Consider the following 20,239-nt stretch of genomic DNA (forward strand, 5'->3'; position numbering starts at 1 on the left):
TCGGGGCGTGAAGGGGGGTGTCGCCAGTGTGCTCGGACCGCATCACCGAGGTGGTCGCGCGCGAGCTCGCCGCCGACCCGGCTGTGGAGGACCGGGTCGCCGATTGCGTGCTCGCGGCGCTCACCGAGGTCGACGATGCCGCCGACACCGCCGATGCGGGTGACACGGGCGTCTTCCTTCGCGCCGTCACCGTGCACGGCTTCCGCGGGATCGGCCCCACCGTCACCCTCCGGCTGAATCCCGGGCCCGGTCTCACCCTGGTGGTCGGCCGCAACGGCAGCGGGAAATCCAGCTTCGCCGAGGCCGCCGAATTCGCGCTGACCGGCGGCAATCGCCGCTGGGACGGCCGCACCAGCGCCTGGCGCGAAGGTTGGCGCAACCTGCACGAACCCGATCTCGCCCGGATCGAGGTCGAGCTGCTCACCGGTGGCGGTGCGGTCACCGTCGCGACGCACTGGGCGCCCGGCGCCGAGCTACCCGAGGCGCAGTGGACCGAACGGCGCGGTGATTCGCCGCCCGCCCTCGTCGACCCGGCGAGCAGGCGCCAACGCCTCGACCTGTATCGCCCGTTCCTGTCCTACAGCGAGCTCGGCGCCCTCGTCGACGGCAAACCGAGCGACCTGTTCGACGCGCTGCACCGCCTCCTCGGCCTCGACCAGCTCGCCGCGGCGGCCGAGAGCATCCGGCTACGCAAGCTGGAACTCGAACGCGCCGTGAAGAATTCGCGGCAGGCCCGCGCCGACCTGCTCGACGAACTCGCCCAGGTCGCCGACGATCGCGCCGATCGCGTCGCCGACCTGCTCCGCGACCCGGACCCCGACCTCGACGCCATCGCGGCCGAGGTGGCGGGCTCGGTGCGCGGCGCCGAAGGACCCGAGGGCCTGCGCGCCATTCTGCGCCTGTCCCTGCCCGATCCGGTGGAGGTGGCCGCCGTCGCCGACCGGCTCACCCGTGCCGCCGCCGACCTGTCCGACCACGCGACGATCGACGCCGAATCCGACCTCCGCGTCCTCGAACTGCTCACCCGCGCACGCGAACACGCCGTCACCGCAGGCGCCTGCCCGTGCCCGGTCTGCGGCCGCGGCGACCTGGACGACGACTGGCTGTTCGCCGCCGACGCCGAGATAGCCAGGCGTAGCGCCGATCTCGACGCCCTGCGGTCCGCGCGAACGGAATTCGAGTCGGCGCTCGCGGCAGCTCGTGCCCTCCCGACGCCGGTGCCCGAGGAATTCGCTCCGGCGATCCAGCTCACGGACCGGGCCGTGAAACCCGGCACGCCGCTGCCCGAAGCGCCGATCCGATCGGAAGTACTCGGCAAGCGCCGCGACGCGGTCCGGCGATGCTGGGACGAGTGGGCCGCACTCGCGACCGCCGACTACGACGAGCAGTCGGCCGACCGCCTCCGCACGACCTACCAGGACCTCGCCGCCGAACTCGCTGCCCTGCAACGCGATGCCCGCATCGAACTCGAACGTCTGGATGCCGTGTGGTCGCCGCTGGTCCCGCGCATCCTGGCCTGGCTCGAACCGGCCAGGGCCGTCGCGGCCGACGCGGGCGAGTTGCGGATCGTGCGCAAAGCAGCGGACTGGCTCAAGTCGGCGACGACGACCATCCGTGGCGAACGGATGCGGCCGTTGGAGGCGACGGCGCGGTGGGTGTGGAGCACGCTGCGCCAGCAGAGCAATGTGGAGCTCGGGGCGATCCGGTTGCAGGGCAGCGCGGGTACGGCGCGCCGGGTGCTGCTCGATGTCACCGTCGACGAGGTGGACGGCGCCGCGCTCGGCGTGATGAGCCAGGGTGAGCTGCACGCGCTGGGGCTGTCGCTTTTCCTGCCGCGAGCAACGGTGGCGCACAGCCCTTTTCGATTCGTGATGATCGACGACCCGGTGCAGGCGATGGACCCGGCCAAGGTCGACGGACTGGCCCGGGTACTCGCCGAGGTGGCCCTCACCAGACAGGTCGTCGTGTTCACCCACGACGAACGCCTCGCCGAAGCCGTGCGCCGCATGCAGCTCGACGCCACCGTGCTCGAAGTACAGCGCCGCGAACGCTCCGTCGTCGAGGTCCGGGTGACCGGCGACCCGGTGCGCCGCTACCTCGACGACGCCCGATCCCTGCTGCGCACACCGCAACTACCGCCCGCGATCGCCGACGAACTCGTCGCCACCTGCTGCCGCTCGGCCATCGAGGCCGCCGGGCTGGCGAAAGCGCGCCACGAGCTGCTCGCCGCCGGGCTCGCGCACGGCGAAGTCGAACGCCGGGTTCGCAACGCGCACACCACGCGCGCCATGATCACCCTGGCCATCATGGGTCCCCGTGCCCGCGTGGACGACCTGAACAAGCACCTCAGCGCCGTCGGTGGCCGCTGGCTCGTCGGCGTGCTGCGCGACGCCACTGCGGGCGCCCACGTGCCGATCGACCGGCCGATGCGCGAATTGATCAGCGACACCGAACGGTTCATCGCCTGGCTGCGCGCCCACGAACCGGCGATGGTGCGGTCGTGAACGGGCATCCGGCTCGGCCTGGTCACGCATTCGACCACCTCGTCGGTGTAGCGGTGCACCGAAATCGTGCGCGCCGCCGGGCAAGGCCTCGACTCGGGCGCGGCGTCGCCTGTTGGCACCGGGCGGGCCAGGTGGCCGGGAGTCGTTGTGCGGCAAGGCTGGCGGGTCCGTGGTGAACCGTCGTGGCAGGCCGCCGCGGGCGAAGTTCACTCCGCGTCCTTCCGTAGCCGAACGGTTGGAGGCCGCCGACGACCTGCTGAACGGGTCGGTCTCGGATGCCGGGGGAGTGTGGTCGCGGGCCGTCGCCTGGATCCTGCGGTTGGCCTTGGAGCAAGCCGTGGACGAACTGTGGGCCCAGCTCGCGCCGGAACTCATGCGCTGCCCGATGCGCGCCCAGCTACTCGCCCTTCGCGTCTATGCCGGTCCCGAAACCGCAGGTCAGGTGGGCGCACTCTGGGCGGCGCTCTCGCGCGCGGCCCACCACCTCGACTACGAGATGGCGCCAAGCGTCACCGACCTGCGCCGCTGGCGCGACCAGACGACCGAACTGTGGCGGGCCCTGGAACTGGTCCCGTTGACGCACCAGACCTTCGGCTGAGCACGGTCGGCGATCGGCCGCCCGCACGCACCCGGCAGGATGACCCCATGGGTGAAGCGAAACCATGTCCGTGCCGGCGCGGCGAACCGTTCGATGCCTGCTGCGGTCCGATCCTGGCCGGTGCGCGCGCGGCGGCGACCGCCGAAACCCTCATGCGCTCGCGCTACACCGCCTACGTCGTCGGCGACACCGACTACCTGCTGCGTTCCTGGCACCCGAGCACTCGCCCGAAGGACCTCGAGCTCGATCCCGACCAGCGCTGGTTGTTCCTCGAGATCGTGCGTACCGAACGCGGCGGACCGTTCGACGACAACGGCACCGTCGAGTTCATCGCCCACTACCGGCTCGACGGCACGCGCGACAGCATGCACGAGGTGAGCACCTTCGTCCGCGTCGACGGCGCCTGGGTGTACCTCGACGGTGTGTTCGCGGCCTGAACCGGGGATACTGCACCGGTGGCCCGCATCGCGATCGAATACTGCACCCAATGCCGCTGGCTGCTGCGCGCGAGCTGGATGGCACAGGAACTGCTGAGCACCTTCGGTACCGACCTCACCGAGGTGGCGCTCGTGCCGGGGGAGGGCGGCGTCTTCCGGATCACCCTCGACAGCGATCAGCTGTGGGAACGCAAGGCCGACGGCGGCTTTCCCGAGATCGCGGTGCTCAAGCAGCGGGTTCGCGACCGGATCGCGCCCGAGCGCGACCTCGGGCACGTCGACCGGCGCGACTGATCAGCAGCAACCGCCCCCACCACAGCAGCCGCCACCCGCGGGCTGCGTCGCGGGCGTCGGCGCGGCGCCGCGGCCAACGGTGGCGAAGGTGGTCAGCAGTTTGACGGTGTCGTCGTGGCCCGACGGGCAGGACGCCGGATCCGAGGACTGCGCCATCGGCCGGTTCACCTCGAACGTGTCGCCGCAGGAGCGACACCGGAAGCTGTAGTTCGGCATGCGGCAAGTGTAAGTCGCCACGGCCGCACCGACACCTGGCCGACCAGCACACTCGCAGCTATCGGATTCAGGGTGGTGCCGTCAGCCGCGCAGCGCGCTGACGTCGATCGGAAACCCGCCGCCGGAACGCGGCCCCGGCAGCCCGGATGGCCCGGTGGCGGCGTTGCAAGGAGGCCGCAGCCGTACCGCCGAGTAACCGTTACCTGCGGAAATGGTGCGTTGGCGGCGTGCCAGTGGTCTGCCGACGTACTCTCATAAGGAGTCACCAGGTGCTGCGGCCCACGGGAGCAAATGCACAGGCACTCGTGGATCGCGCCGGCTAGGAGGTGTGCGATGAGCATTCAGCCCGATCTCGACCAAGGCACGTGGACCCACGAAGCCGAACCATTGGCGCACACCGAGTACGGCACGGTCAGCGGAATCTGGGAGGGGCCGGTCGCCGTGTGGCGCAGCGTGCCCTACGCGAAGGCACCCGCGGGCCCGGCTCGATTCCGCCTCCCCGAGCCGCCGAAGCCCTGGGAGGGCGTGCGCGACTGCGCGGTCTTCGGTGAGATCGCACCGCAGGCGATGGGCGCGATGGTGCCCGTCGACTCGGATCTGCGGATGGGCGAGGACTGTCTGTGGGTGAACGTGTGGTCGCCCCGGCCTCAGCCCAGCGACGATGAACCGCGCCCCGTGATGGTGTGGCTGCACGGCGGCGCCTACTGCCTCGGCACCGCGGCGCAGACCATCTACAACGGGCGCAAACTCGCCGAAGCGGGCGACGTAGTGGTCGTGACGGTGAACTACCGGCTCGGAGTTCTCGGATTTCTCGACCTGTCGTCCTTCGGCGACCAGTTCACCCCGAACCTCGGCCTGCACGATCAGCTGGCCGCCCTCGCCTGGGTCCGCGACAATATCGCCGCGTTCGGTGGCGACCCCGACAATGTGACGGTCTTCGGCGAATCCTCCGGCGCGGGCTGCGTCACCGCGCTGCTCACCGCACCGGCCGCCGACGGGCTGTTCCACAAGGCCATCGCGCAGAGTCCGCCCGCCACTACGGTTTTCGGGCAGGAACGCGCTGCCGTCGTCGCCCAGCGGTACCTGGAGCTGCTGGAACTCGGTGCGGGCGAAACGGATCGGCTGCTCGAGCTACCGGTCGAGCAGCTCGTAGAGGTGGGTGCGGTACTGCTCGACGAGGTGCCGACCAAGGAGCCGGGCAGGCTGGCTGCGGCGCCCGTTGTGGACGGGAACTTGTTGCCCGCGTACCCGATCGACCGTTTCCAGCAAGGACTTTCCCATCGGGTGCCGTTGCTGATCGGTAGCAACAAGGACGAGGCCTCCCTGTTCCGGGTACTCAAATCCCCGATCATGCCGGTGACGCCCGACGCCGTGAACGCCATGCTGCAGGACGTCGCTGCCTCGCACCCGGAGATGTCGCCGGAACGGATCGCCGAGATCACCTCCGCCTACCCGGATCTCACCAAGATCCGTGGCGCGCTCGCCATGTCGACCGACGCCGCGTTCCGTATGCCTGCCGCGTGGGTCGCCGAAGGGCACGCCCAGCATTCACCGACCTGGAAGTACCGGTTCGACTACGCGACACCGATGTTGAAGGCGGCCCGGGTCGGTGCCGGCCACGCCACCGAATTGCCTTATGTGTTCGGCAATTTCGGCACGCTCAACCACGATCCCACCTTCTGGCTCGGCGGTCGCAAGGTCTCGCTCGCGGTGTCGGGCCGGATGCAGCGCCGCTGGCTGGCGTTCGCCGAACACGGCGTGCCGGCGGCACTGGACGGTTCCAAGCACTGGCCGCGCTATCTGCCCGCCGACCGGACCACTTTGCTCATCGACACCATCGACCGGGTCGTCGACAATCCCGACGCCGAACTGCACACCGCCTGGGGCGACCACGCCGTCGGCTTCAGCTGAGCAGTCCTGTCACACGTCGGTGGAGAAGCGAATGCCGCCGTCGGGGATTTCCACGCCCGGCCACACCCTCGCCCCGCGCAGCAGTTCGCAGCGGGCACCGACCTGGGCGCCGTCACCGATCACACCGTCACGCACCAACGCGCGCGGACCGATCCGGGCGCCGAAGCCGACGATCGACCGTTCCACGGTCGCGCCCGCCTCGACGACCGCGCCGTCGAAGATCACCGCACCGTCGAGTCGCGCACCCGCGCCGATCTCGGCGCCACGCCCGACCACGGTGCCGCCGATGAGCAGCGCGCCCGGCGCCACCCCGGCGCTCGGGTGCACCAGCGACTCACCGCGCTGACCCGGCAGCGCCGGGGAGGGGGCGATGCCGCGGACCAGGTCGGCCGAACCGCGAACGAAGTCCTCCGGGGTGCCCATATCGCGCCAGTAGGAGGCATCGACGTGACCCTGCACGCGGGCACCCTCGGCCAGCAGCGCGGGGAACACCTCGCGCTCCACCGACACCGGGCGACCGGTCGGGATCTTCTCGATGTACTCGCGGCGGAACACGTAGCAACCGGCGTTGATCTGGTCGGTCGGCGGATCCTGGGTCTTCTCGAGGAACGCTGTGACCCGGCCTTCCTCGTCGGTCGGCACACAGCCGAACGCGCGTGGATCGCTCACCCGGACCAGGTGCAGGGTCACATCGGCGTTGGTCGACTCGTGGGTGTCGAGGATCGCGCCGAGGTCGGTGCCGCCGAGCACGTCACCGTTGAAGACCATCACATTGTCGGCGCGCAGCTTGGGCAGCACGTTGCGGATGCCGCCGCCGGTGCCGAGCGGTTCGGTCTCGGTGACGTACTCCAGCTCGAGTCCCAGCTCCGAACCGTCACCGAAGTGCTCCTCGAACACCTCCGCCTTGAAAGAGGTGCCGAGCACGACGTGGGTGATCCCGGCCTCGGCGATGCGGGCCAGCAGGTGGGTCAGGAACGGCAGCCCGGCCGTCGGCAGCATCGGCTTGGGCGCCGAGAGGGTGAGCGGACGCAGCCGCGTGCCCTGTCCGCCGACGAGGATGACCGCGTCGGTGCCTGCATTGCCTGCCATCGAGTTTCCCCTGTTCACAGTGGACCGGCCCCTACTCAGGCGCCGGTTCGCGCTTTCTCACGCAGCGCCGATCGAACCGCAATCCGGGAGCGAACCGCAAGTCCGGCCCGCAACGCGAGCCGCAGCGGCGCCTGCCACCAGTGCGGATGCCGGTCGGCCTGGAAGCGGTAGGCGCTGGCGTGGTGGGCGGGCAGCATCAGTTCCGGGTGCTTGCCCGCGGCGTGGCCCTTGGCGTGGGTCACCTCGGCGTCCGGGACGAACACATTGTGCCAGCCCGCCTTGCCCATGCGGTCGCCGAAGTCCACGTCCTCCATGTACATGAAGTAGCGCGAGTCGAAGCCGTCGATGGTGTCGAACGCGGCGCGACGCACCAGCAGGCACGAGCCCGACAGCCAGCCGACCACCCGCTCCGACAGCTCTTCGTTCTCCTGCCGGTACCGCACCGACCAGGGGTTCTTCGGCCAGATCGCGCCGAGGATCGCGTGCCCCGCACCGTCGGCCAGGCCCGGCACCCGCCGTGCCGAGGGGTAGACGCTGCCGTCGGGTTCGCGGACCATCGGCCCGAAGGCGCCCGCGCGCGGCCAGCGCTGCGCGGCCTCGAGCAGCTTGTCGATGGAGTCGACACCCCAGCGGATGTCCGGGTTGGCCAGGATCACGAATTCGATCGACGGATCGATCTCGGCGACGGCCCGGTTGATGGCGCCGCCGTAGCCGATATTGCCGCCGGTACGCAGCAGCCGCACGTGCGCGTTGGCCTCGGCCACCAGCTCGGGCACGCCGTCGGTCGACCCGTTGTCGGCCAGGATCACCTGCGGCTTCTCGCTGGTCGCGTCGGCGAGGGTGGTGATGAAGTGCTCGAGGTGCTCGCCCGGTGAATAGGTCACCGTGACGACGGCCAGACCGGCGGGGGCGGAGGATTCGGCTGCGTTCACGAGTGCGCAGCCTAGTCGGACAACCGGCGAAGTGTGTCGGTGAGTGCGGAACGCCAGGGCCGCAACGGGGTCAGGCCCGCGTCGTTCCAAACGCGGGGCGAGAGCACCGAATAGGGCGGGCGCGGTGCGGGTCTGGGGAAGGCGCTCGAATCGCACGGCAGCACCCGGGCCGGGTCGGCGCCGAGCTCGGTGAAAACGGCGACGGCCAGGTCGAACCAGGTGGCGGTGCCGGAGTTGGTCGCGTGCAGCACCCGGGGTGCGTCGGGGTGGTCGGCGAGCTCGAGCAGTGCGGCGGCCAGATCGATCGCACTGGTCGGCGAACCGAGCTGGTCGTTCACCACGGTGACGGTGTCGCGTTCGCGCTCGAGCCTGCGCATGGTCGCGACGAAATCCCCCTCGACACCGGCGTACACCCAGGCAGTGCGCACGACCTGCGCGTCGGGGCAGCCGTCGAGCACGGCCCGCTCACCCGCCAGTTTCGACTGCCCGTAGACCGTCGCCGGTCCGGTGGGGTCGTCCGGTTCGTACGGTGTGCTCGCGGTGCCGGGGAACACATAGTCGGTCGACACGTGGACGAGCCGCGCGCCGGTGGCGGTACAGGCGGCGGCGAGCACGGCCGGACCGGTGGCATTGGCGGCGAACGCGGCGTCGCGGTCGGTTTCGGCGGCGTCGACGGCGGTGTAGGCCGCGCAGTTGAGCACCACCGCGCCGGGTGTGAGCATCGCCTCCACCGCCGCACGGTCGGTGATGTCGAGCTGTGCGCGTCCGAGGCCGCGCGCATGCGGGGCCAGCCGCAGGATTTCCCGCCCCAGCAGCCCGCCGGCGCCGGTTACGATCAGGGGAGCTCGAGTGGGGAAATCGGCATTCACGCGGCCAGTCTGGCACGCCGCAACACCTGCGGGTCGGCCCGACTGTGGTAACTGTTGGTTAGCCTGTGTTCACGACAGTGGGGTTTGCGGGGAGGCGTGCATGGCGGGGCGCCGCGAGGTCGAGAGGAAGCACGAGTGCGAGAGTCGACAGGATCACCGTCGGCCACCACGCCTGCGGGACCGGCGAAGGTGATGGTGGCGATCGCGGCGGTCCTGGTGCTCGCGGTCACCGGTTTCGCCTGGCGCAGCGTCGACAACCTGATCGCCAATATCGAACGCATCGGTGGGCTCGGGCTCGGCGGCGGCCGTGACGGCGCCGTCGACATCCTGCTAGTCGGTGTCGACAGCCGCACCGACGCCCACGGCAACCCGCTCACCAGCGCCGAACGCGCCATGCTGCACGCCGGCGACGAAGTGGGCACCAACACCGACACCATCGTCCTGGTCCGCGTCCCCAACGACGGCCGCTCCGCCACCGCCATCTCCATCCCCCGCGACTCCTACGTCGACATTCCCGGTCAGGGCAAGGCCAAGATCAACTCCGCCTACGGCGCGACGAAAGAGACCGAACGCGCCAAGATGCTCGCCGACGGCGACTCCGAGGCCGACGCCGAACGTGACTCGACCAAGGCGGGCAGGCAGGCGCTGATCAAGTCGGTGGCCAATCTCACCGGCGTCACCGTCGACCACTACGCCGAGGTGAGCCTGCTCGGGTTCGTGCTGCTCACCGATGCCGTCGGCGGGGTCGAGGTGTGCCTGAACAATGCTGTCGACGAATACATGTCCGGTGCGCAGTTCCCGGCGGGCAATCAGCGTCTCGACGGTGCGCAGGCGTTGAGTTTCGTGCGGCAGCGCCACGATCTGCCGCGCGGTGACATCGACCGGATCGTGCGCCAGCAGGTATTCATGGCCCAGCTGGTTGGTCAGCTGCTCAATGCCAGGACGCTGGCCGATCCCGGCAAGCTCAGCGAGATCAGCGAAGCCGTCGGGCGCACGGTCGTCCTCGACGACGACTGGGATGTGCTTGCCTTCCTGCAGCAGCTCAAGGACCTCTCCGGTGGCCAGGTCGAGTTCGACACCATTCCCGTCGCCGACCTCAACAGCATGACGGCCGAGGGCGAATCGGTGGTGCGGGTGGAACCGAAGGCCGTGCAGGACTATGTGGGCGCGCTGGTCGGCGAGGAGAAACCGGCCGAGGAGAAGCAGAAGGTCGACCCGTCCACGGTGACGGTGAGCGTGTTCAACGCCGGTGGCGCGACGGGTCTCGCGGCCGAGGTCGCCGCCGCATTGACGAGTAAGGGTTTCCGCGAGGGTCTGGTCGGGAACTATTCCGGGGGGAGTGTGAGCTCGAGCCGGGTGCTCGCCGCCGACAGCGCCGATCCCAAGGCCGTCGCGGTGGCCGAGGAACTCGGCGGCCTGACCGTGGTCGCGGATCCGTCGCTGTCGGCGGATTCGGTGAGCGTGGTGCTGGCGAGCGACTACTCTGGTCCCGGCTCGGCCGCGGCAGGCATGTTCGATTTCGACGGAACATCCTCGGCGACCGCCACGCCAGTACCGCCCGCCCCGCCGATCGACGCAGGCCAGAACGGACCGAAATGCGTGAATTGACCAATGCGTGAGCCCAATTCGACACTGACCGACGCCCTCCTCGACCCGATCCTCGAACGCGATCCCGCCGGACCGCGCGTCACCTGGTACGACGACGCCACCGGCGCCCGCATCGAGCTGTCCGGGCTGACGCTGGCCAACTGGGCGGCCAAGACCGCCAACCTGATCCGCGACGAGTTCGCGCTCACCCCCGGCGCGCGGGTCGCGGTGCTGCTGCCCGCGCACTGGCAGACGGCCGCGGTGCTGCTCGGCTGCTGGTGGGCCGGAACCGAGGTGGTGCTCAGCCCCGATCCGGACGCCGACCTCGCCCTGGTGACGCCCGACCGGCTCGACGACGCCGACGGCGTCGACGAGGTCGCGGTGCTGTCGCTGGACGCCATGGGCACGCCCGTGCGCGACCTGCCGGTCGGTGTCACCGATTTCGCCACCGCGGTGCGCGTGCACGGCGACCAGTTCCTGCCCGGTGGTTTCCGGGCAGCCCTCGACGGTATGTCGGTGGGCGAGGTGCTCGACGCGGCGAAGAAATCGGCGGCGCTGCAGGGCATTTCCGCCGGTGACCGGGTGCTGTCGAGCGCGCCGTGGGATACCGCGGCCGAGCTGATCGACGGGTATCTCGCCGTCCTCGGCGCCGGTGCGTCGCTGGTGCAGGTGGTCAATCCCGACGCGACCGCCACCGAGCACCGCGCCGAGACCGAACGGGTGACCGTGCGGCGCTGAGCCGCTCGTCTCCTACCTGGGTATAGGTCCGCCTCCGCCCGAGGAACGTGGTTTCTGTCACACCCCGTCCGTACTGTGGAAGACATCTTCGGCAGTACGGCGCAAAGGGGTGGCTATGAACGTCGGGTACTGGATCCGCTGGTCGGCACAGCACGGTATTCCCCGTGCCTTCCTGCGCTGGCGTGCGCGACGCGGCGACACCTTCGCCACCCTGCTCGCCGGGGAGCGGGGGCTGCACGATCCCTACCCGCTCATCGAGGAACTGCGCGGCCCCGGTCTGCGACGCACACCGTTGGCGTACGTGTCCTTCGAACACGCGCAGGTGCGAAGCATCCTGCGCGACAACCGCTTCGGTGTGTTCCCCGCGCTGGGCCCCGAGGTGCCGCCGCCGTTGCGCAAGCTGGCCGAACGGGTGGTCCCGCCGCCGAGCCCGGTCGAGCCGCCCTCGATGCTGGTGCTCAATCCGCCCGAACACACCAGGATGCGCAAACCCGTCGCGTCGGCCTTCACCCCGCGCGCCATCGGCAGGCTGCGCGACCGGGTCGAAACCGTCACCACCGAGCTGCTCGACGCGATGCCCGCGCACGGCTCGATCGATCTCGTCACCGATTTCGCGGCCCAGGTGCCGATCGCGATCATCGCCGAGATGCTCGGGTTCCCCGCCGCCGACCGCGAGCTGTTCCTGCGCTGGGGCGACCGCGTCACCCCGCTGCTCGACATCGGTACCTCGTGGCGCTCCTACCGGGAGGCGATGGCCGCCACCGACACCCTGGCCGACTATCTGGCCGAGCACATCGAGAAGCTGCGCGACAACCCCGGCGACGACATCCTGTCCAGTCTGGTCACCTCGGGCGACCTCACGATGCGCGAACTGCAGGCGGGCGCGGGACTGCTGATGGGCGCGGGCTTCGAAACCACGGTCAACCTCATCGGGAACGCGGTGGCCGCACTGTCGGCCAACCCCGACCAGCTCGCCATCGCCCAGAACGACCCTGATCGCTGGCCCGACGTGGTGGAGGAGACGCTGCGGTTCGACCCACCGGTGCAGACCACCGCCCGGGTGGCGCTCGAGGACGTCGAGGTCGACGGGATGACGGTGAAGGCGGGCGCCACCCTCATCCTGTCGCTGGCCGGTGCCAACCGCGACCCCTCGGTCTTCGCCGATCCGGACCGCTTCGACGTCGACCGCCCGAATGCCAAGGAGCACGTGGCCTTCAGCAGCGGCATCCACGCCTGCCTCGGCGCGAGCCTGGCCAGGATGGAAGCGGTGCACGCTCTGCGCGCGCTCTACGCCCGCTACCCGGATCTGCGCTTACGCGGAAAACCGGTGCGCCGCAATCTGTTCACCCTGCACGGGTTCGAGCACATGCCGGTCGACCTCGGTCCGGTGGCGCGCACCGGGGCGCCCGACAATCTGGCGGGCGCCGCCACCCAGGGGTGAGCTAGGTCGAAACCCGCCAGCGGTAGCGGGTTTTCGGGCGCCCGGCCCTGCCGTAGTCGGCCCGGCGTTCCGCGAGGCCGTCGTCGGCGAGCTTCTCGAGATACCGCCACGCGGTGATCCGAGAAACGCCGACGGCCGCGGCGGCATCGGTGGCGGTGATGCCCGCCTCGGCCGCGCGCACCGCCCGTGACACCTCCTCGAGGGTGTGCTGCACAACGCCCTTCGGGGCGCCCGCGCGCTGGTCGGCGGTGCGCAGCGCCCCGAGGGCGCGGTCGATGTCGTACTGCGACAGCGCCGCTTCGCCCGCGGGCAGGGCGGTGTCGAAATCCCGGTAGCGTTCCAGCTTTTCGCGAAAGGCGGCGAAGGTGAACGGCTTGAGCAGATACAGCACCACCCCGTGGGCGACGGCGCTGCGCACCATGGTCAGCTCGCGCGCCGAGGTGATCGCGATGACATCGGGACGCGGGGAGAGTCCGTTGAGCGCGGCGGCCACCTCCAGGCCGTTGATGTCGGGCAGCCCGATATCCATCAGCACCAGGTGGAACGGATTGCCGTCGGCGATCGCCGACGCGGCGAGATTGAGCGCGTCATGACCGGTATGGGCGACGCCGCCGGTGACGAACCCGTCGAGCCGTTCGAGATAGGCCCGGTGTGCCTGGGCGATCAACGGTTCGTCCTCGACGATCAGGACGCGGATCATGGGTTCTCCCTCAACGGAATTCGGACGGTGACCGCGCTGTGTGGTGCGGCCGTTGTGGTGATGGCACCGCCGTGTCGATCGACGAGACGGTGCACGAGTGCCAGACCGAGGCCGGCATGATCGGATTTGGTCGTATAGCCGCGTTCGGCGGCGCGCTCGAACATCTGCGCCGACATGCCGGGGCCGCTGTCGGAGACTCGCACACACAGGTGCCCGTCGCGGTGACTCACCGACACCTCGACCCGCTTGTCGATGGTGCTCGCGGCCGCGTCGATGGCGTTGTCGACCAGGTTGCCGACCAGCGTCACGGTTTCCTGCGCCGAGAGCGGGTCGGTGGAATCGAGCGCGGTGTCCTCGCTGATGGCCAGGCTCACCCCGCGCTCGGCGGCCTGGTCGACCTTGCCGAGCAGCAGCGCCGCCAGGGCTGCGTCACCGACGGCCGCCAGCAACCGGTCGATCAGCACCTGCGACAGCGCCAGTTCGTCGGTCGCGAAGGCCACCGCCTCTTCGGGCCTGCCGAGCTCGACCATGGTGACCACGGTGTGCAGTTTGTTGGCCGCCTCGTGCGCCTGGGCACGCAGCGACTCGGCGAAATTGCGCACCGTGTCGAGCTCGCCGAGCACCGCGCGCAGTTCGGTCTGATCGCGGATGGTGAGCACAGTGCCGATCTGCTCGCCCTCCCAGGTCACCACGTCCTGGTTCACCAGCAGCACGCGGTCGGTGGTCACATGCGTTTCGTCGCGCACCACGCCCGGGCGCTCCTGGCGCAACGAGACGGGCAGGTCGTCGCGATACACCGGGCCCTGCGGCAGGTCGAGCAGCGTGCGCGCCTGATCGTTCACCACCTCCGCGGGCCCCTGGCCGGTGCCGAACACCACAAGACCCTCGTGGACCGAATGCAGCACCGCGTCGTGGTGCTCGTAGAGCGCGCGCAGTTCGTCGGGCGCCAGGCCGTGGGTCTGCCTGCGCAACCGCCTGCTGAGCAGGAACGAGGAGAACGCGGCCAGCGCGAGCCCCGCCGCGCTCACCCCGAGGATCAGCGGCAGCTGCGAGGCCACCTGGGTGCCGATCCTGGCCCTGGTGACACCCGCCGACACCAGCGCGACCACCCGGCCGCGGTCGTAGACCGGCGTCACCGCCCGGATCGACGGGCCGAGCGTGCCGGTGAACGTCTCGGTGAACGTCTGCCCGGCCAGCGCCCGGTCGATACTGCCGGAGAACGGCTTGCCGATCATCTCCGGATTCGTGTGGGTGTAGCGGGTGCGGTCCGGCGCCATCACCACGATGAAGTCCATCCCGGTATCGGCCCTGATCCGCTCGGTGGTCGGCTGCAGCAGCCCGCTCGGATACGGCGAACTCACCGCCGCCAGCGTCGACGGCGCCCTGGCCACCGAGACGGCGACATCCCTGACCTGAAGTTCGGTGGCCACATCGTGGTCGCGTCTGGCGTCGAGCACGGCGAGCACCGTACCCGTGCCGATCATCAGCGCCAGCACCACCAGCTGCCACACGAAGGCCTGTCCGGCAAGCGACAGTCGTCCTCGTCGCATCCTGCCCTCCGACCTCGAACTGAACGTTATGTACCTAAAGCACGTTATGTACCAAACGTGACGGCGATCACACCAGCGGTGCATGCTCGCTGCCATGAGCACAACCAGCGCGCGAAAACGAGACCATACCCACTGGCTGTACATCGCGGTGATTATCGCGGTGCTCGCGGGCATTCTCGTCGGCAGGCTGGCACCGGAGTTCGGTCAGTCGCTGGCGCCGCTGGGCACCCTGTTCGTGAATCTGATCAAGATGATGATCGCGCCGGTCATCTTCTGCACCATCGTGCTCGGCATCGGTTCGGTGCGGGCGGCGGCCACCGTCGGCAAGGTCGGTGGCCTGGCCATCGTCTACTTCCTCGCCATGTCGACGGCCGCGCTCGGTATCGGGCTGGTGGTCGGCAACCTGATCGAACCCGGCTCCGGACTCGGCGAGGCCAAGCCCGGTGCGGGCGCCAAGTACGCCGAGCAGGCCCACGGTGCGGGTGGTACCTGGGACTTCATCCAGAACATCGTGCCGACCACGCTGGTGTCCTCGCTGACGGCGGGCAGCGTGCTGCAGGCGCTGTTCGTCGCACTGCTCGTCGGATTCGCGGTGCAGGCGATGGGAGCGGCGGGCGAGCCGATCCTGCGGGCGGTGTCGCTCGGGCAGCAGCTCGTGTTCCGGATCCTGTCGATGATTCTGTGGCTGGCGCCGATCGGTGCCTTCGGTGCGATCGCCAATGTCGTCGGGCGCACGGGCTGGTCGGCGGTCGTGGAGCTGGCGACGTTGATGATCGCGTTCTACCTGACCTGCCTGGTGTTCGTCTTCGGTGTGCTCGGCGCGGTTCTGCGGATCGTCTCGGGTGTATCGATCCTGAAGCTGTGCCGGTACCTGGCCAGGGAGTACCTGCTGATCGTGGCGACCTCGTCGTCGGAGTCGGCCTTGCCACGGCTGATCGCGAAAATGGAGCACGCCGGTGTGGAGAAGACAACGGTCGGTGTCGTCGTGCCGACCGGATACTCGTTCAACCTCGACGGCACGGCCATCTACCTGACGATGGCCTCGATCTTCATCGCCGACGCCCTCGGTCAGCCGCTGAGTCTCGGCGAGCAGATCGGCCTGCTGCTGTTCATGATCATCGCGTCCAAGGGCGCGGCGGGCGTCACCGGTGCGGGCCTGGCAACACTCGCGGGCGGTCTGCAGAGCCACCGCCCCGAACTCCTCGACGGTGTGGGCCTGATCGTCGGCATCGACCGGTTCATGTCCGAAGCCCGTGCGCTGACCAACTTCTCAGGCAACGCGGTCGCCACCCTCCTCATCGGCACCTGGACCAAAACTGTCGACGCCGACCGCACCCGCCGCGTCCTCGACCGCGAACTCCCCTTCGACGAGGAGACCATGGTCGACGACGATCACGGCGCCCCCGAACCCAAGCTCGAGACCGAGCCCAAGCCCGTGACCGAGCCTGCCACTATCGCTGTGCAGTAGAACAGTGGACCGGCCCCACCTCGCGCGGGGCCGGTCCGTCGTCTCGATGTTCAGGCGCGGGCCCACTTCCCCGGGTTGAGGTGGAACTGCACCAGCGCGGTCGCGTGCCCGTGCCCGAGGCCGTGCTCGGATTTCAGCCAGTCCACCAGCACGCTGTGGGAGCCGTCGGTAGCGGCGAGCATCGTCAGCCATTCGTCCACGGGCCGACCGTATTTGGTCTCGATGGTGGGGAAGTAGGACGCGGGGCCGTGCGGTGCGTTTGCCATGAATCTCTCCTCGTGCTCGTTACCGGTGAAGACGGCGCGCACCTTTCGAATTCATCGCCGTGTGCGCGGCGTCACGTCCGAGGACCGGACACACCGGCGGGCCCCGGGCCGGCCACGGGACGTGACGCGGCACTCGCCCGCCGGCGCGGATTCGCCGCGTAGGTTGGAGAGAAAGTCGGTCGGCGAAGGGACGGCGATGGCCGAAGTCGTAGTGGTCGGGTCGGGGCCGAACGGGCTCGCCGCGGCGGTGATCGCCGCGCGCGCCGGGCTGTCGGTGCGGGTGCTCGAGGCACAGGATCAGCCGGGTGGTGGTTCACGCACCGCCGAGCTGACTCTGCCGGGCTTCCATCACGATGTGTGCGCGGGCGCGCACCCCATGGCCTTGGCGTCACCGTTCTTCCGTGCGTTCGACCTCGCCGCGCACGGTGTGGAACTGCTCGCCCCCACCGTCTCCTACGCGCACCCGCTCGACGGCGGTGTCGCCGGGCTGGCCTGGCGCAATCTCGAATCCACGGTCGCCGATCTCGGACGTGACGGTCCGGCCTGGCGTTCGCTGTTCGCCCCGCTGGTCGAACACTGGCCCGCGGTGGTCGAGCTGGCGATGTCGGACCTGCGGCACCCGCCGCTGAACGTCCCGACGGGTGTGCGATTCGGGCTGCGGGTGCTCGAACAGGCATCACCGCTGTGGAACAACCGTTTTCACGAGGACGCGGCCCCCGCCATGCTCACCGGGGTGGCCACCCACGCCATCACCCAGCCGCGCGCCATTCCCGCCGTCGGCGCCGGTCTGCTGCTCGGCACCCTCGCCCACGCGGGCGGCTGGGTGATCCCGCGCGGCGGCAGCCAGGCCATCCCCGATGCGCTGATCGCCGAACTGGAACGCCTTGGCGGCGAGGTGATCACCGGTCATCGCGTCGACGATTTCGCCGAACTCGCCACCGCCCGCGCCGTCCTGTTCGACACCTCACCCGCCGAACTGCTGCGCATCGCCGGCGACCGCCTGCCCGAGCGCTACCGCAACAGCCTCGGCCGTTTCCGCTACGGCGGGGCGGCGTGCAAGGTCGACTTCGCCCTGTCGGGCCCGGTGCCGTGGACCGCGCCCGGCGCCGACCTGGCAGGCACCCTGCACCTGATCGGTACCCGTGCCGAGGCGATGCATGCCGAAAAGCAGATCGCCGCAGGGCAATTCGCCGACCGCCCGTATGTGCTCGCCATTCAGCCCGGCGTCGTCGACAGCACCCGCGCCCCCGAGGGCAAACACACCTTCTACACCTATGCCCACGTCCCCAACGGATCCGATCGCGATATCAGCGAGGACGTGATCGCCCAGGTGGAACGCTTCGCTCCCGGCTTCCGCGATCTCATCCTCGCCAAGCACGTGCGCCCCGCCGCGTTCATGCCCGCCCACAATGCCAACTACATCGGCGGCGATATCTCCGCGGGCGCGATGACCCTGCGCCAGACCGTGTTCCGGCCCCTGGCCCGCTGGAACCCGTACGCCACCCCGATTCCCGGCACCTACCTGTGTTCGTCGTCGACGTCCCCCGGCCCCGGCGTGCACGGCATGTCCGGACTACACGCGACACACCACATGTTGCGCACCCGGTTCGGCATCGTCACCGATCCACTCGACCTGTTGCGCGGCGAGGAACCTGCCTATCGGTGACTGCCGGTGGCGCCGGCCTTATCGGGCCGGAACACGTCGGGCTCGAGATAGACGGTGCGCACGCTCGGTGCCGCGTCGCGAATGCGGGCGTCGGCGGCGTCGATCGCGGCACCCACCCGGCTGATGTCGAGTTCGGGCTCCATGGCGATCTTGGCGTTCACCAGCAGGTCCTCCGGGCCGAGGTACTGCGTCTGCAGGCGAAGCACCCGCACGATGCGCGGATCCGCGAGCAGCGCGTCGCGGATGGCCCGGTCCTCGGCGGCGGTGGCACCTTCACCGATGATCAGGCTCTTGGTCTCCACGATCAGCACGATGGCGTTGAAGCCGAGCAGCAGGCCGATGAGCAGCGTGCCGATGCCGTCCCACACCCCGTTGCCGGTGAGCACCGTCAGGCCGACACCGGCCAGCGCGAACATCAACCCGACCAGCGCGCCCAAGTCTTCGAGCAGCACCACCGGCAGCTCGGGATTGCGGCTGTTGCGGATGAAATGCCACCAGGAGTGCTTGCCCTTCAACGGCTCCGATTCCCGGCGCGCGGTACGGAAACTGAAGCCCTCGAGCAGCATCGACACCAGCAGAATCCCGATCGCGACCCCGGGCGACTCGAGTTCGTGCGGGAACCGGATCTTGTGCACCGCCTCGTTCAGCGCGAACAGGCAGCCCATCGTGAACAGCACGAGCGCCACGACGAACGAATAGAAGTACCGGTTACGCGTGTAACCGAAGGGGTGCAGCACGTCGGGCGCCTGCTCGGCTCGATTGCGGCCGACGAGCAGCAGCGCTTCGTTGCCGGTGTCGGCGACCGAGTGCACGGCTTCGGCCAGCATGGACGACGAGCCCGTGATGAACGCACCGATGAACTTCGCGACCATGATCCCGGCGTTCGCGCCGAGCGCGGCCAGGATCGCGATCTTGCTGTCTCCACCTTCAGCAGCCATACCGGGGCACGCTACCGTCCTTGCCGACGCATGCACCCCGACCCGGGGGCCGTGTCTACTTCGCCTGTCGGTACAGGTCGGGCTCGAGGTAGATCAGGCGGGCGAACGGGACCGCGGTGCGCACGCGCGTCTCGGCGGCATCGATGGCGTCGGCGACATCGGAGATCCCGAGGCCGGGCGCGATGGCCACCTTCGCGGCGACGAGCATTTCCTCCGGACCGATGTACTCGGACTTGAGGTGGATGACGGAGGTGATCTTCTCGCCGTCGATCAGGTTGTCGCGAATGGCGCGATCCTGTTCGGGGGTGGCGCCCTCGCCGATGAGCAGGCTCTTCATCTCGATGATGAGCACCACCGCGATGATGCCGAGCAGCACGCCGATGCACAGGGTGCCGATGCCGTCGTAGACGGGATCGTCGGTGATCATGGTGAGTCCGACCGCGCCGAAGGCCAGGATCAGGCCGATCAGGGCGCCGGTGTCCTCAAGCAGCACCACGGGCAGCTCCGGGCTGCGGGAGGTGCGGATGAACCGCCACCAGCTGGCGTCACCCTTGAGCGGGCGCGACTCGCGCACCGCGGTGATGAAACTGAACGTCTCGAGGCCGATCGCGATACCGAGGATGACGATCGCGACGATCGGCTGACTCAATTCCTCTGGGTGCTGGATCTTGTGGATGCCCTCGTAGATCGCGTACACCGAGCCGAGGGTGAACAGCACCAGCGCCACGACGAACGAATAGAAGTACCGGTTGCGCCCGTAGCCGAACTGGTGCAGTTCGTCGGCGTCCTTGGCCGCGGCACGCTGACCGAACAGCAGCAGACCCTGATTGGAGGTGTCGGCCACCGAGTGCACCGCCTCGGCCAGCATCGACGCCGATCCGGTGATCGCCGCGCCGATGAACTTGGCCACCGCGATCCCCGCATTGGCCGTCAATGCGGCGATGATCGCCTTCTTGCCGCCACCAGCCGACATCTTGTCCCCGTCCTCCCGCTTCGCCCAACACGCTTTGCTCGCAACAGCCTAAGGGGAGTGGC

Annotated in this window: 19 protein-coding genes; 10 read left to right on the top strand and 9 right to left on the bottom strand. The window is 69.4% G+C overall.

Features of this window, described 5'->3' with window-relative positions:
• The first annotated feature begins 26 nt into the window (after window positions 1-26).
• The 4 genes from LDL21_RS04165 (at window position 27) to LDL21_RS04180 (ending at window position 3,833) form a co-directional block, all read left to right on the top strand.
• The gene (locus LDL21_RS04165; RefSeq protein WP_225278858.1) at window positions 27-2,504 is read left to right on the top strand and encodes an AAA family ATPase; all 2,478 of its coding nucleotides are present in this window, start codon (window positions 27-29) and stop codon (window positions 2,502-2,504) included.
• Between the two features lie 169 nt (window positions 2,505-2,673).
• On the top strand, window positions 2,674-3,102 hold the full coding sequence (locus LDL21_RS04170) for a hypothetical protein (protein ID WP_225278859.1): 429 nt from the start codon (window positions 2,674-2,676) through the stop codon (window positions 3,100-3,102).
• 47 nt (window positions 3,103-3,149) lie between these two features.
• On the top strand, window positions 3,150-3,539 hold the full coding sequence (locus LDL21_RS04175) for a YchJ family protein (RefSeq protein WP_225278860.1): 390 nt from the start codon (window positions 3,150-3,152) through the stop codon (window positions 3,537-3,539).
• 18 nt (window positions 3,540-3,557) lie between these two features.
• The gene (locus LDL21_RS04180; RefSeq protein WP_225278861.1) at window positions 3,558-3,833 is read left to right on the top strand and encodes an Rdx family protein; all 276 of its coding nucleotides are present in this window, start codon (window positions 3,558-3,560) and stop codon (window positions 3,831-3,833) included.
• Here the strand turns inward: LDL21_RS04180 and LDL21_RS04185 are convergent, their stop codons facing one another.
• Window positions 3,834-4,049, bottom strand: a complete 216-nt coding sequence (locus LDL21_RS04185) for an FmdB family zinc ribbon protein (RefSeq protein WP_225278862.1) — start codon at window positions 4,047-4,049, stop codon at window positions 3,834-3,836.
• Window positions 4,050-4,382: 333 nt separating this feature from the next.
• Here LDL21_RS04185 and LDL21_RS04190 point away from each other — a divergent pair, with 333 nt between their 5' ends.
• Window positions 4,383-5,960, top strand: a complete 1,578-nt coding sequence (locus LDL21_RS04190) for a carboxylesterase/lipase family protein (protein WP_225278863.1) — start codon at window positions 4,383-4,385, stop codon at window positions 5,958-5,960.
• A 9-nt stretch (window positions 5,961-5,969) separates the two neighbouring features.
• Here LDL21_RS04190 and manB read toward each other — a convergent pair whose 3' ends face one another.
• Genes manB through rfbD form a run of 3 tightly spaced genes read right to left on the bottom strand, consistent with a single transcriptional unit; the run spans window position 5,970 to window position 8,850 of the window.
• Window positions 5,970-7,049 carry a mannose-1-phosphate guanylyltransferase gene (gene manB / locus LDL21_RS04195; protein WP_225278864.1) on the bottom strand — a complete coding sequence of 360 codons (1,080 nt, stop codon included), beginning with the start codon at window positions 7,047-7,049 and terminating at the stop codon, window positions 5,970-5,972.
• A 35-nt stretch (window positions 7,050-7,084) separates the two neighbouring features.
• Window positions 7,085-7,981 carry a glycosyltransferase family 2 protein gene (locus tag LDL21_RS04200; protein ID WP_225278865.1) on the bottom strand — a complete coding sequence of 299 codons (897 nt, stop codon included), beginning with the start codon at window positions 7,979-7,981 and terminating at the stop codon, window positions 7,085-7,087.
• Window positions 7,982-7,992: 11 nt separating this feature from the next.
• On the bottom strand, window positions 7,993-8,850 hold the full coding sequence (gene rfbD / locus LDL21_RS04205) for a dTDP-4-dehydrorhamnose reductase (protein ID WP_225278866.1): 858 nt from the start codon (window positions 8,848-8,850) through the stop codon (window positions 7,993-7,995).
• A gap of 192 nt (window positions 8,851-9,042) precedes the next feature.
• Between rfbD and LDL21_RS04210 the strand changes: the two genes are divergently transcribed.
• The 3 genes from LDL21_RS04210 (at window position 9,043) to LDL21_RS04220 (ending at window position 12,616) form a co-directional block, all read left to right on the top strand.
• Window positions 9,043-10,458 (top strand): LCP family protein, encoded by a 1,416-nt coding sequence (locus LDL21_RS04210; RefSeq protein ID WP_225279227.1) that lies wholly within the window; start codon window positions 9,043-9,045, stop codon window positions 10,456-10,458.
• A gap of 3 nt (window positions 10,459-10,461) precedes the next feature.
• Window positions 10,462-11,175, top strand: coding sequence for a TIGR03089 family protein (locus LDL21_RS04215; protein WP_067637487.1), 714 nt, complete (start codon window positions 10,462-10,464; stop codon window positions 11,173-11,175).
• Between the two features lie 115 nt (window positions 11,176-11,290).
• The gene (locus LDL21_RS04220) at window positions 11,291-12,616 is read left to right on the top strand and encodes a cytochrome P450 (RefSeq protein WP_225278867.1); all 1,326 of its coding nucleotides are present in this window, start codon (window positions 11,291-11,293) and stop codon (window positions 12,614-12,616) included.
• Window position 12,617: 1 nt separating this feature from the next.
• On the opposite strand, the gene LDL21_RS04225 is transcribed toward LDL21_RS04220, so the two are convergent.
• Together LDL21_RS04225 and LDL21_RS04230 are read right to left on the bottom strand one after the other, a co-directional pair.
• The gene (locus LDL21_RS04225; protein ID WP_067491360.1) at window positions 12,618-13,316 is read right to left on the bottom strand and encodes a response regulator; all 699 of its coding nucleotides are present in this window, start codon (window positions 13,314-13,316) and stop codon (window positions 12,618-12,620) included.
• Window positions 13,313-14,866 (bottom strand): ATP-binding protein, encoded by a 1,554-nt coding sequence (locus LDL21_RS04230; RefSeq protein WP_225278868.1) that lies wholly within the window; start codon window positions 14,864-14,866, stop codon window positions 13,313-13,315. Before LDL21_RS04230 ends, LDL21_RS04225 begins: the two co-directional genes overlap by 4 nt.
• Before the next feature lie 94 nt (window positions 14,867-14,960).
• Between LDL21_RS04230 and LDL21_RS04235 the strand changes: the two genes are divergently transcribed.
• Window positions 14,961-16,334 carry a cation:dicarboxylate symporter family transporter gene (locus tag LDL21_RS04235; RefSeq protein ID WP_225278869.1) on the top strand — a complete coding sequence of 458 codons (1,374 nt, stop codon included), beginning with the start codon at window positions 14,961-14,963 and terminating at the stop codon, window positions 16,332-16,334.
• A 50-nt stretch (window positions 16,335-16,384) separates the two neighbouring features.
• Here LDL21_RS04235 and LDL21_RS04240 read toward each other — a convergent pair whose 3' ends face one another.
• Window positions 16,385-16,600, bottom strand: coding sequence for a DUF4287 domain-containing protein (locus LDL21_RS04240; protein ID WP_225278870.1), 216 nt, complete (start codon window positions 16,598-16,600; stop codon window positions 16,385-16,387).
• A gap of 196 nt (window positions 16,601-16,796) precedes the next feature.
• On the opposite strand from LDL21_RS04240, the gene LDL21_RS04245 reads away from it, so the two are divergent.
• Complete coding sequence (locus LDL21_RS04245; RefSeq protein WP_225278871.1) at window positions 16,797-18,266, top strand: phytoene desaturase family protein; 1,470 nt, start codon at window positions 16,797-16,799, stop codon at window positions 18,264-18,266.
• Here the strand turns inward: LDL21_RS04245 and LDL21_RS04250 are convergent.
• Complete coding sequence (locus tag LDL21_RS04250; RefSeq protein WP_225278872.1) at window positions 18,257-19,204, bottom strand: cation diffusion facilitator family transporter; 948 nt, start codon at window positions 19,202-19,204, stop codon at window positions 18,257-18,259. The genes LDL21_RS04245 and LDL21_RS04250 overlap by 10 nt on opposite strands.
• A gap of 55 nt (window positions 19,205-19,259) precedes the next feature.
• Entirely contained in the window at window positions 19,260-20,177 is a 918-nt protein-coding gene (locus LDL21_RS04255) for a cation diffusion facilitator family transporter (RefSeq protein WP_225278873.1), read from the bottom strand.
• Between the last annotated feature and the right edge of the window lie 62 nt (window positions 20,178-20,239).

It is taken from the genome of Nocardia rosealba (genome assembly GCF_020216065.1).
GTDB classification, from domain to species: Bacteria; Actinomycetota; Actinomycetes; order Mycobacteriales; family Mycobacteriaceae; genus Nocardia; species Nocardia rosealba.

Excerpts from the sequence above, each read along its gene's own strand:
- LDL21_RS04175 (WP_225278860.1), top strand. The coding sequence starts at position 3,150 with ATGGGTGAAGCGAAACCATGTCCGTGCCGGCGCGGCGAACCGTTCGAT.
- LDL21_RS04185 (WP_225278862.1), bottom strand. The coding sequence starts at position 4,049 with ATGCCGAACTACAGCTTCCGGTGTCGCTCCTGCGGCGACACGTTCGAG.
- LDL21_RS04190 (WP_225278863.1), top strand. The coding sequence starts at position 4,383 with ATGAGCATTCAGCCCGATCTCGACCAAGGCACGTGGACCCACGAAGCC.
- manB (WP_225278864.1), bottom strand. The coding sequence starts at position 7,049 with ATGGCAGGCAATGCAGGCACCGACGCGGTCATCCTCGTCGGCGGACAG.
- LDL21_RS04210 (WP_225279227.1), top strand. The coding sequence starts at position 9,043 with ATGGTGGCGATCGCGGCGGTCCTGGTGCTCGCGGTCACCGGTTTCGCC.
- LDL21_RS04215 (WP_067637487.1), top strand. The coding sequence starts at position 10,462 with ATGCGTGAGCCCAATTCGACACTGACCGACGCCCTCCTCGACCCGATC.
- LDL21_RS04220 (WP_225278867.1), top strand. The coding sequence starts at position 11,291 with ATGAACGTCGGGTACTGGATCCGCTGGTCGGCACAGCACGGTATTCCC.
- LDL21_RS04225 (WP_067491360.1), bottom strand. The coding sequence starts at position 13,316 with ATGATCCGCGTCCTGATCGTCGAGGACGAACCGTTGATCGCCCAGGCA.
- LDL21_RS04230 (WP_225278868.1), bottom strand. The coding sequence starts at position 14,866 with ATGCGACGAGGACGACTGTCGCTTGCCGGACAGGCCTTCGTGTGGCAG.
- LDL21_RS04235 (WP_225278869.1), top strand. The coding sequence starts at position 14,961 with ATGAGCACAACCAGCGCGCGAAAACGAGACCATACCCACTGGCTGTAC.
- LDL21_RS04240 (WP_225278870.1), bottom strand. The coding sequence starts at position 16,600 with ATGGCAAACGCACCGCACGGCCCCGCGTCCTACTTCCCCACCATCGAG.
- LDL21_RS04245 (WP_225278871.1), top strand. The coding sequence starts at position 16,797 with ATGGCCGAAGTCGTAGTGGTCGGGTCGGGGCCGAACGGGCTCGCCGCG.
- LDL21_RS04250 (WP_225278872.1), bottom strand. The coding sequence starts at position 19,204 with ATGGCTGCTGAAGGTGGAGACAGCAAGATCGCGATCCTGGCCGCGCTC.
- LDL21_RS04255 (WP_225278873.1), bottom strand. The coding sequence starts at position 20,177 with ATGTCGGCTGGTGGCGGCAAGAAGGCGATCATCGCCGCATTGACGGCC.